The sequence below is a fragment of the Arthrobacter jinronghuae genome (genome assembly GCF_025244825.1).
GTDB classification, from domain to species: Bacteria; Actinomycetota; Actinomycetes; order Actinomycetales; family Micrococcaceae; genus Arthrobacter_B; species Arthrobacter_B jinronghuae.
The window spans coordinates 1,552,557-1,565,207 of record NZ_CP104263.1 but is presented as its reverse complement, the minus strand read 5'-3'; the positions used below and the strand labels follow the sequence as shown (position 1 = coordinate 1,565,207).

Annotated in this window: 10 protein-coding genes; 3 read left to right on the top strand and 7 right to left on the bottom strand. The window is 67.2% G+C overall.

Features of this window, described 5'->3' with window-relative positions; translation table 11 throughout:
- Positions 1 to 62 precede the first annotated feature (62 nt).
- From N2K98_RS07200 to N2K98_RS07190, 3 genes are all read right to left on the bottom strand, one after another.
- Positions 63 to 2,336 carry a heavy metal translocating P-type ATPase gene (locus tag N2K98_RS07200; RefSeq protein ID WP_255865338.1) on the bottom strand — a complete coding sequence of 758 codons (2,274 nt, stop codon included), beginning with the start codon at positions 2,334 to 2,336 and terminating at the stop codon, positions 63 to 65.
- A 61-nt stretch (positions 2,337 to 2,397) separates the two neighbouring features.
- On the bottom strand, positions 2,398 to 2,622 hold the full coding sequence (locus N2K98_RS07195) for a heavy-metal-associated domain-containing protein (RefSeq protein WP_255798035.1): 225 nt from the start codon (positions 2,620 to 2,622) through the stop codon (positions 2,398 to 2,400).
- A gap of 45 nt (positions 2,623 to 2,667) precedes the next feature.
- A complete protein-coding gene (locus N2K98_RS07190; protein WP_255798036.1) occupies positions 2,668 to 3,012 on the bottom strand; it encodes a metal-sensitive transcriptional regulator in 345 nt (114 codons plus the stop codon).
- 117 nt (positions 3,013 to 3,129) lie between these two features.
- Here N2K98_RS07190 and N2K98_RS07185 point away from each other — a divergent pair, with 117 nt between their 5' ends.
- Positions 3,130 to 3,822, top strand: coding sequence for a metal-dependent transcriptional regulator (locus N2K98_RS07185; protein WP_255798037.1), 693 nt, complete (start codon positions 3,130 to 3,132; stop codon positions 3,820 to 3,822).
- A 23-nt stretch (positions 3,823 to 3,845) separates the two neighbouring features.
- On the opposite strand, the gene N2K98_RS07180 is transcribed toward N2K98_RS07185, so the two are convergent.
- The 4 genes from N2K98_RS07180 to N2K98_RS07165 form a co-directional block, all read right to left on the bottom strand.
- Entirely contained in the window at positions 3,846 to 4,838 is a 993-nt protein-coding gene (locus N2K98_RS07180) for a GNAT family N-acetyltransferase (RefSeq protein ID WP_255865337.1), read from the bottom strand.
- 9 nt (positions 4,839 to 4,847) lie between these two features.
- On the bottom strand, positions 4,848 to 8,339 hold the full coding sequence (cydD, locus tag N2K98_RS07175; RefSeq protein ID WP_255865336.1) for a thiol reductant ABC exporter subunit CydD: 3,492 nt from the start codon (positions 8,337 to 8,339) through the stop codon (positions 4,848 to 4,850).
- Complete coding sequence (cydB, locus tag N2K98_RS07170) at positions 8,336 to 9,352, bottom strand: cytochrome d ubiquinol oxidase subunit II (RefSeq protein ID WP_255865335.1); 1,017 nt, start codon at positions 9,350 to 9,352, stop codon at positions 8,336 to 8,338. Before cydB ends, cydD begins: the two co-directional genes overlap by 4 nt.
- 99 nt (positions 9,353 to 9,451) lie before the next feature.
- Complete coding sequence (locus tag N2K98_RS07165) at positions 9,452 to 11,053, bottom strand: cytochrome ubiquinol oxidase subunit I (protein ID WP_229952230.1); 1,602 nt, start codon at positions 11,051 to 11,053, stop codon at positions 9,452 to 9,454.
- Between the two features lie 184 nt (positions 11,054 to 11,237).
- On the opposite strand from N2K98_RS07165, the gene N2K98_RS07160 reads away from it, so the two are divergent.
- Positions 11,238 to 11,603, top strand: a complete 366-nt coding sequence (locus tag N2K98_RS07160; protein WP_255798041.1) for a BlaI/MecI/CopY family transcriptional regulator — start codon at positions 11,238 to 11,240, stop codon at positions 11,601 to 11,603.
- A 15-nt stretch (positions 11,604 to 11,618) separates the two neighbouring features.
- Complete coding sequence (locus tag N2K98_RS07155; RefSeq protein ID WP_255798042.1) at positions 11,619 to 12,611, top strand: M56 family metallopeptidase; 993 nt, start codon at positions 11,619 to 11,621, stop codon at positions 12,609 to 12,611.
- The last annotated feature ends 40 nt before the right edge of the window (positions 12,612 to 12,651 follow it).

The following is a 12,651-nucleotide window of genomic DNA, read 5'->3' as shown; positions in this document are numbered from 1 at the left end:
GGGAGCTGAATGCTCCCCGGCCGGCCCGTTTTTTAGTGCGCGGCTGTCTTCCTATTTGCTTCCTATTTGCCGAAGCTGCGCAGCCGCAGTGAATTGCCGACCACCAGCACCGAGCTCGCCGCCATCGCAGCCCCCGCGATCATGGGGTTGAGCAGTCCGAAGGCTGCCACCGGGATGCCCACCGCGTTGTAGAAGAACGCCCAGAACAGGTTGGTCTTGATGGTCGCCAGCGTCCGCCGGGAAAGTTCGACGGCGGTGGCCACCTGTCCCAGGCTGCTGCCCATCACGGTCAGGTCCGCTGCTTCCATGGCGACGTCGGTGCCGGATCCCATGGCTATGCCCAGATCCGCCTGGGCCAGTGCCGCGGCGTCGTTCACGCCGTCCCCGGCCATGGCCACCGTGCGTCCCTGTGCCTGGAGCCGTCGGACGGCGTCGACCTTCCCTTCGGGACGGACATCGGCAAGCACGTCCTCCGCCGGAATTCCGACCTGTTCCGCGACCTGCGCGGCCACCACCGCGTTGTCGCCGGTCAGCAGCACCGGATGCAGGCCCAGGCTGCGGAAACGTGCAATGGCCTCCGCCGAGCCCTCCTTAATGGTGTCCTGCAGGCTGATGATTCCGGCGGCCCGGCGATCCACCGCCACCAGGACGGCAGTGGCGCCGGCCTCCTGCTCTTCCCGCAGTGCGGCGTAGGCAGCGTCCGGCAGGTCTATCCCGTTTTCGTCCAGCCAGGCCGGGCGTCCGGCCACTATGCGGTGTCCGTCCACGGTGCCGCGGACTCCCCCGCCCGGTGCCGAATCGAAGTCGGTGACCGGTACGGTGCCGGGGCCGGTACGTGCGGAGGCGGCGATGGCACGGGCAATCGGGTGCTCCCCGGCGTCCTCAACGGAGCCGGCCAGGCGCAGCAGGTCTTCAGTCGTGAGGTCTGCTGAAGCAGTGTCCAGCAGCCGGATCCGGGCCACGGACAGCCGGCCCGAGGTGATGGTGCCGGTCTTGTCCAGCACAATGGTGTCCACTGTTCGGGTGTCCTCCAGTACTTGGGCGCCCTTGATGAGGATGCCCAGCTGCGCGCCGCGGCCGGTTCCGGTCAGCAGGCCCACCGGGGTGGCGAGGCCGAGGGCGCACGGGCAGGCGATCACCAGCACGGTCACGGCGGCGGTGAAGGCGGCCTGCAGGTCGCCGACGAGAAGCATCCACAACACGAACGTCAGGACCGCGATCGCGAGGACCACCGGAACGAAGACGGCACTGATCCGGTCCGCCAGCCGGGCGATCGGCGCCTTGGAGGACTGCGCATCGCTGACGAGGCGGCCCATCTGCGCCAGGGTGGTCTCGCTGCCTACCCGGGTGGCCCGCACCAGCAGGCGTCCGGAGGTGTTGATGGTGGCGCCCGTGACCGGGCTGTTGACATCCACCTCCACCGGCAGCGACTCGCCGGTGATGAGGGAAGCATCCACCGCGGACCGGCCCTCCAGGACCACGCCGTCAGCTGGGATCTTTTCTCCGGGCCGGACAACAAATACGTCGCCGACTTCCAGCCGGTCCGCGGGGACGCGGACCTCCTGCCCGTCCCGCAGCACGGTTGCGTCCTTGGCACCGAGGTTCAGCAGTGCCTTGAGCGCATCCGTTGCCTTGGTTTTGGCGTTGGCCTCCAGGTAGCGGCCCAGCAGCAGGAAGGTGACCACCACGGAGGCGACCTCGAAGTACAGGTGCGGGTCCGATCCCATGCCCGGATCCGCGGTAAGTCCCGGATCGACGGCCAGCTGGCCCAGCGAGAACAGGTACGCAGCCACAACGCCGATGGAGACCAGGGTGTCCATGGTGGAGGCAAGGTGCCGGGCATTGACGGCCGCGGCCCGGTGGAAGGGCCACGCGGACCAGGTCACCACGGGCAGCGCGAGCAGCGCCACCACCCATCCCCAGTTCGGGAATGCCAGTGCCGGAACCATGGAAATGAGCAGGACCGGAACGCTGAGGACAGCTGCCAGGATCAGCCGGGGACGCAGCTGTGCCGCTGTTCCGCCGTGGGACATGTGGTCTTCACCGGACATGTGGTCTTCACCGGACATGTGCCCTTCGTGGATGGAAGGCCGGGCAGGCTGCCGGGTTTTCAACCGGGCGGTGTAGCCCGCCGCATTCACGGCGTCCACAATCTCCTGGTCGGTGACCGCTGCAGGGGCGGTGACCCGCGCGCTTTCCAGCGGCAGGTTGACTGCGGCCTCGACACCGTCGATCTTTCCGAGCCTGCGCTCCACCCGCGCCACGCAGGAAGCGCACGTCATGCCCTGGATCTCAAGTTCGACTGCCCTGGTTGCCGCTTGTTCGCGAGTGTCCATGATGCTTTCCTTTTCCTACTTCCTGCCCGCAGTGTCCGCTTCGTTGCGCTTTCTGCGGCTGCTACGCGTCGGCGCCCACCACCAGATAACCGGCTTCAGCAACCGCTTCGCCCAGTTCGGCGGGGCTGAGGCTTCGGTTCGCTGTGACAGTAGCGGTTGAAATGCCGCCCGCGTTCAGGTCCACGGAGACCTTATCGACGCCGTCGAGTGCCTCCAGTTCCTCAGTCACGGACGCGACGCAGTGGCCGCAGGTCATGCCGGAGATGTTCAGTGTGGTGGTTTCCATGCGAATCTTCTTCCTCTGGATGGGTGGGTGGACCGGGTGCCGGTCCTAGCGGAGCAGCCGGCCGATGGCGTCGGCCGCCTCCTGGACCTTTGCGGTGACAAGCTCGGGGTTGCCGGTTCGTTCGGACTCCTGCGCGGCGTCTACCAGGCAGTGGGACATGTGGTCCTGGACCAGCCCAAGGCTGACCGCGTGCAACGCCTTGTTGATGGCGGCGACCTGCGTGAGGATGTCGATGCAGTATTTGTCCTCCTCGACCATGCGCGCGATTCCCCGCACCTGGCCCTCGATCCGGCGCAGCCGGCGGAGGTAGGCGTCCTTATCCGACGCGTAACCGTGCGGCCCGTCGTGGGTCTCCACGGTTTCCGGAACGTTCTGCGTCACTGCGTCCATTGCCTCTGCTCCTGTCCTTGACTGTCTCCAACCTATACCCTGCCCGGGTATCGATTCAAGTACCCCTAGGGGGTATTTATTCCCGACTGGCGGCGTCCTGCCAGTAAGGTGGAATCCGTGGCACACAGTGAACTCTCGACAGCAAGCCAGGATTACCTGAAGGTCATTTGGACCGCGCAGGAATGGACGGATGAACCCCTGACGGTGTCCGCGCTGTCCGTCCACATGGGCTTCTCGCCGTCGTCGGTCTCCGAGGCGGTCAAGAAACTGACCGGCCAGGGCCTGCTGACCCACGCACGCTACGGGTCGATTGCCCTGACGGACGCGGGCGAGAAGGCTGCCGTGGGCATGGTCCGCAGGCACCGGTTGATCGAGACTTTCCTGGTGGAGTACCTGGGTTACCGCTGGGACGAAGTGCACGACGAAGCCGAACACCTTGAGCACGCCGTATCGGACAAGATGGTGGATGCACTGGCGGCCCGCCTCGGCAATCCCGTGCGTGACCCGCACGGCGACCCGATCCCGGCCCCCGACGGCAGTTTTCCCGTGCTGAATGCACGGCGGCTGAGCCGGTGCGAACCAGGCTCCCGCGGCACGGTGGCCCGCGTCTCCGACAATGAACCCGAACTGCTGCGCTACCTCGCCGGGCTGGGGCTTCACCTGGACACCATGGTCTCCGTGGTGCAGCGCCAGCCATATGCCGGCACGCTGACCATCGAGGCAGGCGGCCGGACGCTGGACCTGGGCCTGCCCGCGGCGGAAGCCATCTGGATCCTCGAGGTTCCGGACACCGCCCCCGCAGACCGGTAGCGCGCTCTTCCCTTACAACCCTGCTACAACACCGGCTTGTCGAAGACCACTTCCCGGTGCGTGGGCTTGTAGCCCAGGCTTTCGTACAGGCCCAGGGCCCCGGACGGGTTCTCCGTGTCCACGCCGAGCCCGGCGTTGTCCATGCCGCCCTCGCGGAACCGGCGCATTGCTTCACGCAGCATCGCCGGAGCCAGTTTCCGTCCCCGCCAGTCCCGCCGCACGCCCAGGAGCATGGTGTAACCCTCTTTGTAGCCGTGGATGTCCTCGCTCTCCGGATCGAAGCTCGCCAGCTGGTAGGCGGCAACCTCCCCGGAGGCGGTGTCCACCACGGCAAAGCTCCATTTCGGCCGGAACTGCGGATGGTCCACGGTGAATCCCCAGCGTTCCTTGTTCCGCGGCTCGCTGCCCCAGTGGTCCTTGAACGCTTCGTTGTGCGCCCGGCGTACGGCGTCCGAAATCTCCGCATTGAAGGTCCGGAACTCCATGCCCTCCGGCAGCACCGCGTCGGGCAGGTCCCCGGCCAGCGGCCGGCTCATCTCGGTGAAGTACCGGACCACCTCGGCACCCTCGGACTGCAGCAGTGCCACCTGGGAAGCGTTGGATTCCTCGGCGTACGTGCGCAGCACCCCGTGTTTCCGGTGTTCGGTGAGCAGCCGCTGGCGCAGGCGGGTTTCCTGCCAGCGGTAGACCTTCGACCCGATGCCCCGGCGCCGCCACTGCGGGTCCACGCCGCCGAACCCCGAACCGGTCTCCGATCCGGGGTTCAAGGCGATCCGGCCGTACGCCCGGGCCGCACCGGTTTTATCCAGCCCGATCAGCGTGTCCTGCGCGGGATCGCCGGACGTGGTTTCCAGCGCCTGCTCCAGGTCCCTGCGGTCCTCCACCCATCCCGGTCTGTCCGCCGCCGCCATCCTGCGGATCAGGGCGTACCAGGCGTCGACGTCGTCGGCTCCGATGGAGCGCCAGCGCAGGCCGGTTTCCGGCCCGGGGAACAGGGGTGGGGAAGGCGTCTGCATTCATCCACCCTAGGACAACAGCACCGCTCCCAGTGAGACCTCCCGTTCGCACCACGCAGCGTCGGCCGGATTATGGGTCACGACCACTACGGCCTTGCCCTGCAGGCCGGACTTCAGGTCGGCCATCAGCTGCGCCCCTGCCTCGGCATCAAGGTGGGCGGTGGGCTCATCCAGGAGGACGACGTCGGCCGCCGCGAGCAGCGCACGGGCCACGGCAAGCCGCTGGCGCTGGCCGCCGGAGAGGAAATGCCCGCCGGCACCGATGGCTGTATCCAGGCCGTCGGGCAGCGTGTCGAACAGCGGCCCCAGGCCAACAGCCCGGAGGGAGGCGATCATTTCCGTTTCCGTCGGGGCAAGGGTCCGGTCACGGGCGAGGAGCAGGTTCCCGCGGAGGGTCGAGTCGAACAGGTGCGCCTCCTGCGGGCACCACGCCATCCGCCGCGCTGCCTGCGGGACCGACTGCGCAGGAACGCCGTTGATCAGATAGGTGCCGCTCCGGGGCGGCAGGAAGCCGAGCAGCACGCCGAGCAGGGTGGACTTGCCGCTGCCGGACGGACCGGTAACGGCTACCCACTCCCCTGCGGATACCAAGAGGTCCACGCCGGTCAGCACATCTGCGGCAGCGCCGGGGTACCGGTACCGGATGTTATCCAGTTCCAGTACCCGGACCTTGCCGAAGCTCTTCCGGGCAGCGGTTTCCGCGGCGGTGTCATCGGGTGCGACGTCTTCAGTGCCCAGATCCGGCAGCACCTTGTCCCCCAGGGTGCGCCATGCGGAGAACTGCTGGATGGAGCCGTTGACTGCGACAAAAGGCTCAATCAGCGCCAGCTGCACCAGAACCACCACCGCGGCCACCGTGGCCGGCGCGCCCTGCGAAGCGGTGATCATGTACAGCGCTGCAAGGGAGCAGGCCAGGGCGGTGATCGCATTGGCCAGGCCCTGCGCCCAGGCACTGCGGCGGACAGCCTGAGCCGCGGCTGCCTCGAACTGCTCCTGACGGGCCAGGACCGGCCCCGAGCTCGAGTTGGCTTCCAGGTCGGAGGCCGCCGTGAGCAGGCGTGCCATGGAAGACATGGACCGGGCCTGCAGGTTCACGGTGGCTGCACGGGCCGCGGAATCCGCGAACAGGGCCAGCAGCGGAGCGATGACCATCCCCACCACGGTGAGCGCCACCTGTACCGCCAGGCCTTCCGGGACCAGCAGCCACGTCACGATGCAGGCGCCGACGGCGGTCAGCAGGCCGGTCAGGGGTGCGAAGACCACCCGGGGCGCGATGTCCCGCAGCTCGTCCACGTCACCCACCAGGCGTTCGAGCGCACCCGAACCCCGCGCCACTCGGCGCCAGCCTTCGGGGCGCTGCAGCAGTCCGTTCCAGAGCCGGACCCGCAGCGTGTTGGTGGCCCGGAACACCGCGTCATGCAGGGAGAGGCGCTCCAGGTAGCGCAGCAACGCCCGGCCGATGCCAAAGAACCGCACCCCCACGATCGCCATGAGCAGGTACAGGATCGGCGGCTGCTCCGCGGCACGCACAATCAGCCAGGCGGACAGGGCGGTCAGCGCGACGGCGAACATGGTGGCGCCCGTGCCCAGCACCAGGGCCAGGACAAACTGCCTGCTCCACGGCTTCAGCACCAGGAGGTTCTTCCACAGCGGTTGATGGCCCGAGGCCGGCTCCGCTGCGGTGTCTGCTGCCGGGCCGGCGGCTGCCGGACTGCCGGTTGCTGAACCGGCGAACCGGCCGGGACCGGCGTCGGCAGCTGCCGGACCAACGTCCGCCGGAACCGTCACCGGGGCGCTGCGTGCAGCGGCGGCCAGGGATGCCGCATGCCTGCCCTTGACGCGTTCCCGGGCCGGACTTCCGCCCGCCGCCGCTTCAACCGGAATCACGGTGTCGGCGATGGCTGCGGTGGCGGCGTCGTGGGCCACCAGCAGCACGGTGGTCCGTCCCCGCAGCGCGGCGAGGGCTGCACGGACAGCTGAGGCGCTTCGCGAATCTAGGTGTGCGGTCGGTTCATCCGCCAGCAGGATCCGGACGTCGGGATCCGCTTCGACGCGGGCCAGTGCCCGCGCCACGGCCACCCGTCGCTGTTCGCCCGGGCTCAGGTCGGCGGTCGCGGAATCCAAGAGGTGCCCGGCGTCGATGCGTTCCAGTGCGCGCCGGGCTGCGGTGCGGCCCGGGTTGTCCAGGCTGTCCGGGCTTTCGGCACTGCCGGCACCGGACACAGGGAAGCCAGCGTAGAGGGCTATCTCCTGGGCAACGGTGTCCTCGACCAGTACCGGATGCTGCGGTATCCAGGCCTGCGTTTTGCGGCTGATCCCCTGTACGGTGCCGGCCAGCCGGGTGTCCCCGCCGTTCCGGCGGAGCCCGGCCAGGACTTCCAGCACGGAGGTTTTTCCTGCCCCGCTGGAACCGGTCAGGGCGGCAATGGCACCTGCCTGCACGGTGAAGCTGAGGTTCTCCACTGCAGGGTGCGGCCGCCCCTCGTACGCAATGGTCAGATCCCTGACCACGAGCGCCGATCCGGGGGTTTCCTGAGCGGCGGCTGCGTCCTCCGCCAGCGGCACGGCCGCCGGCGCGTCCAGCACAGCGTTGGTCCGGTTCAGTGCTTCGAGGCCGTCCTCGCTGGCGTGATGGGCGGTGCCCAGGTCACGCAGCGGCTGATAGCACTCGGGTGCAAGAATCAGGGCCAGCAGCCCCAGTTCCAGCGGCATGCCCCCGTGCACCAGCCGGACGCCGATGAATACCGCCACCAGGGCCACCGAGATAGTGGCAATGAGTTCCAGCGCCAACGAGGACATAAACGCCACCCGCAGGGTCGCCAGCGTTGTGGTGCGGTAGCGGTCGGCGACGTCGCGCAGTGCCCGGGTCTGCGCACGGGCGCGGCCGAGGCCCACCAGCACGGGAAGGCCCTTGGCCAGCTCCAGCATGTTGTCCGAGAGCCGGTTCAGTGCGTCCACCGCGGCGGCCGTCTTGTCCTCGGTGTGCAGGCCGATCAGGATCATAAAGACCGGAATGAGGGGTACGGTCAGCACGATCGTGACCGCGCTGATCCAGTCCGCGGCGAGGATCCGGGCACCCACGAGCAGGGGTACGACGGCGCAGGTCACCAATGCGGGCAGGTACTTGGAGTAGTAGTTGTCCAGCCCGTCCAACCCGCGGGTCAGCAGGACGCTCAGGGCGCCGCTGCCCATCCCCGGGACGGTGCCACCGTCGGCCAGTACCCGCACGGACAGCTGCCGGCGAAGTTCGTCTTTCACCCCGGCCGCCGCACGCTGGGCCACGGTGTCCTGGCCCCATACGGCCACGGACCGCAGCACGGCGCCGGTAATGCCGAGCAGGAACACCCGGTTCCACTCGGGGCCGCCCGCGGCCAGTCCCGCGATGCCGCCGGCTACGGCGTCGGCCAGCAGCACCAGCCCCGCGGCCTTGATGGCTGCGAGCAGCCCGAGGAGGTACAGCGCCCGGCGGCTCGTGGCGCTGACGGGCAGTACGGGCTTCACTGGTTCTTGAAACTGTGGGGGGCGGGGATGGCCTCGGTGGTGACCCGCTTACGGAACACCCAGTAGGTCCAGCCCTGGTACAGCACCACTACCGGCAGGCCGAAGAGGGCCACCCAGCTCATGACCTTCAGGGCGTACGGGGATGCGGAGGCGTTGTCCACCGTAAGGTTCCAGGCGGCATCCAGCGTGGAGGGCAGCACCACGGGGTACATGGAGGCGAAGATGGTCGCCGCGCCGGCCACGAGGAAGATGCCAAGGCTGATGAAGCTCAGGCCGTCGCGGCCCCGGCGTGCGTAGATCCAGGCCAGCAGGGCTCCCACCACCGCAATCACCAGCAGGGGCAGGGTCGCCACTTTGGCGTTCATGAACTGCACGATGATGGCCCATGCCGCCAGGGGCAGGATGCCCACGGGCAGCCAGCGCATCACGATGCGCCGGGCGCGGTCACGGATCTGCCCATCGGTCTTGAGCATCAGGAAAACGCAGGCGTGAACCAGGCAGAAGGCCACCACTGCCACGCCGCCCAGCAGCGCATACGGGGTCAGCCAGGCAAATGCGCCGCCCACGCGGTCGCCGTTCTCATTCAGCGGCAGGCCCGTGGTGGTTAGTCCGAGGGCGGCGCCGACGCCGAAGGCAGCAGCGAAGGAGCCGAGGGCCATGCCCCAGTCCCAGCGGTTGCGCCAGCTGTCACTGTCATGCTTGCCGCGGTACTCGATGGATACGGCCCGGAAGATGAGCCCCAGCAGCACCAGGACCAGCGGAAGGTACAGGGCGGAGAACAACGAGGCGTACCACATCGGGAAAGCCGCAAAAGTCATTGCACCGACCGTGATCAGCCATACTTCGTTGCCGTCCCACACCGGACCGATGGTGTTCAGCAGTACCCGGCGGTCTTTTTCATCGCGGGCCATCAGCTTCATAAGCATGCCCACGCCCAGGTCGAAGCCCTCCAGGAAAAGGTACCCGACCCACAGGAAGGCAATCACGATAAACCAGAACAGCGGTAGCGACATTACGTTCAGAGCTCCAGAAGTGCCGGTGTGCGGCAGATTGCAGGGTGGTCGGACAGTATCCGGAGGGCGCCCGCACGCGCAGTTGCCCTCCGGAGAATCTCAGTAGGCAAAGTCGAGGACATCGTCCTTCTTCTTTCCGGGGGTGCCGTCCGGATCGCCGCCGGGGGAATTCATCCCGCCCGTGGCGCCGTCGTCGCCGCCCAGGAGGTCCGGCATCGCGGCCGGGACGCCGCCGCGGACGAACTTGAACAGCAGCATCACCTCCACGATCAGCAGGGCCAGGTACACCACGGTGAAGGTGATGACGGAGAACAGCAGCTCCCCCATGCTCACCCCGGGCGAGACCGCTGCCGCGGTGAACATAAACACGCCATCGGAACCGGTGGGGTTCGGAGCCACCACAAACGGCTGGCGGCCCATTTCGGTGAAGATCCAGCCTGCGGAGTTGGCACCGAACGGCGCCAGGATGCCGAAGACGGCCAGGCGCATGAGCCACTTGGATTCGGGGACCGTGCCCTTGCGGACCGCCCAGAGAGCGTAAGCGGAGGCAATGGCGGCGATGCTGCCGAAGCCGATCATGATGCGGAAACCCCAGTAGGTGACGGCGAAGTTCGGGGTGTAGTCAATTTCTGCACCGGAGTTGGTGCCGTACATCTCGTCAGCGGGCAGATGCGTCCCGTAATCGTCCTGGTACTGCTCCAGCAGGGTGTTCACGCCCCGGATTTCGGTATCGAAGTCCCCGTTGGCGAGGAAGGACAGCATGCCCGGGATTTCGACCAGGGTATCCACGTCTTCACAGTTCTCCGCGCCCGGGTCGCCGATGGACAGGACGGAGAAGCCGGTGCCGTCATGGCACGCTGCCTCCGCCGCAGCCATCTTCATGGGCTGCTGCTCAAACATCAGCTTGCCCTGCAGGTCGCCGCTGACCGCGACGCCGGCAAAGGAGATCATGGCGACGACGGCACCAATGCGCAGGGAACGCAGCCACACGGAATGGTCGGTTTTGTCGCGGCCGATTTCCGGTCGCTCGCCCACAACCACGTTGCCCTTGGCATCCACGGTGTCGATGCCGTCCCGGCGCCGCTTCCAGAGGTGGTACCAGGCGATGCCGATCAGGAACCCGCCGGCCACGGCGAAGGCGCCGAAGATGGTGTGCGGGAAGGCGACGAGGAGGGTGTTGTTGGTCAGGACGGCCCAGATGTCGTTCATGACCGGGCGGCCGTCCACCATTTCCACGCCCACGGGGTGCTGCATCCAGGAGTTGGCAGCAAGGATGAAGTACGCCGAGAGCATGGAGGCCAGTGTGGTGATCCACAGGCAGGCCAAGTGGACCTTCTTCGGCAGTCGTTTCCAGCCGAAGATCCAGAGTCCAAGGAACACCGATTCGGTGAAGAAGGCCAGCAGGGATTCCAGCGCCAGCGGGGCGCCGAAGACGTCGCCGACGAACCGGCTGTATTCACTCCACGCCATCCCGAACTGGAACTCCTGGACCAGGCCGGTGGCCAGGCCGAGGATGAAGTTGATGAGGAACAGCTTGCCCCAGAACTTCGTCATTCGAAGGTACTGCTCTTTGCCGGTGCGCACCCAGGCTGTCTGCATGGCTGCCACCACGATCCCCAGCCCAATGGTCAGCGGGACCATGAGGAAGTGGTAGACGGTCGTGATGCCGAACTGCCACCGGGCGATATCCAGTGCTTCCACGCTTACATGTCCTTCAACTTGAGGAACGAGTTCTACACGCCGTAGAATTCCTTACTTCTACACAGCGTAGAACAACTTCGCCAGGATTTCTACGTGATGTAGAACAAACGGGCGAAACGCGGTACATTAGTAAGTCTGGACCCGATACGGGGTCAGCCGAGGTCTCGATCGAAAAAGGATGCACATGGCAACGCTCGGTGAGCTGGAACGCGCAATGATGGATCTCCTGTGGGAATCAAACGACGCAGCAACCGCCAATGAACTCCGGGAGAAACTGGCGCAGCGCGAGGATTCCGCCGACAGCAAGGGCCTGGCTGTCACCACCGTGCTGACCGTCCTGTCACGGCTGGAAAAGAAGTCGCTGGTCGAGCGTGAACGCGACATCCGCCCCCACCGCTACCGCGCCGTGACCAGCCGCGCCGAACACACGGCCGAACTCATGCATGAAGCCCTCGGTACTGCCAATGACCGCGAAGCAGTGCTGGCCCGGTTCGTCGGTTCCGTCTCGGACACAGAGGCCGAAATGCTGCGCAGGCTCCTCGGCGCCTAGGCACCGGCACCTGCGGTGTTCTGGGCCTCCTACGCATTGGCGGCGCTGGCGATCGTGCTGGCGTGGCCCGTTCCCATTCTTCTCTCGCGGGCAAAGTGGCCCGCCCGCTCGCCTTTCACCGCCATGGTCCTGTGGCAGGCCATAGCCCTTGCGGGTGGCCTGTCCATGATCGGCGCCATGCTTACCTGGGGCCTGGAGCCGCTCGGGGACAATCTCCTGGCCGGGCTGCACGGTTTGTGGCGGATTCTTCTGGAAGGCGCTCCGGCCAGCACCCTCGGACTGGTCCATGTTTTCGCCCTCAGCGCCGCAATGCTGCTGAGCGCCCATCTGGTGTTCACCCTGCTGTTGACGTACTACCGGATCCTCCGCGGCCGGCACCGGCACCGGGACATGCTCAACCTCCTCAGCTCCCCCTCAGCTGACACGCCCGCCACCCTGGTCATCCAGCATCCAACCCCGGTGGCCTACTGCCTGCCCGGCGGTGCACGGTCCGTCACCGTCCTCTCTGACGGACTGTTGAACATGCTCTCCAAGGATGAGCTTTCCGCGGTGCTTACCCACGAACGCGCCCATCTGGCCCAGCACCACCACCTGCTGCTGTGGGCCTTCGCGGCCTGGCGTGCCGCCCTGCCGTGGCTGCCGACATCGATGCTGGCCCAGCACGCGGTCAATGAGCTGATCGAGATGCTTGCAGACGACGAGGCGCTGCGGGAGGTGGACCGGATGACACTCGTCCGTGCCGTGGCAATTGTCGGATCAGGGTCCCCCGCCGCACCCGGGGCACCGAAGCCCCCGGCCGAACAGCAGGCGCGCCTGAGCGCGGCGTCCCCGCTGGCTTTGGGTGCACCGGAGGGGTCAGAGCCGCTCGGTATTGCCGGCAGGCTCAGCCGGTTACTCACGCCGCAGCCGCCCCTGCCCCGCTGGCAGCAGTGGAGCGTACTGTGCCTCTCAGCCCTGCTGCTGGCGGTACCGACCACCCTGCTGATCGCCCCGGGGCTGCTGGATTAGGCCGGGACCCGCCTCGGTGGTGTGCGGGCCCGGCCCCACC

Excerpts from the sequence above, each read along its gene's own strand:
- N2K98_RS07190 (WP_255798036.1), bottom strand. The coding sequence starts at position 3,012 with ATGGACGCAGTGACGCAGAACGTTCCGGAAACCGTGGAGACCCACGAC.
- N2K98_RS07195 (WP_255798035.1), bottom strand. The coding sequence starts at position 2,622 with ATGGAAACCACCACACTGAACATCTCCGGCATGACCTGCGGCCACTGC.
- N2K98_RS07180 (WP_255865337.1), bottom strand. The coding sequence starts at position 4,838 with ATGCAGACGCCTTCCCCACCCCTGTTCCCCGGGCCGGAAACCGGCCTG.
- N2K98_RS07200 (WP_255865338.1), bottom strand. The coding sequence starts at position 2,336 with ATGGACACTCGCGAACAAGCGGCAACCAGGGCAGTCGAACTTGAGATC.
- N2K98_RS07160 (WP_255798041.1), top strand. The coding sequence starts at position 11,238 with ATGGCAACGCTCGGTGAGCTGGAACGCGCAATGATGGATCTCCTGTGG.
- cydB (WP_255865335.1), bottom strand. The coding sequence starts at position 9,352 with ATGTCGCTACCGCTGTTCTGGTTTATCGTGATTGCCTTCCTGTGGGTC.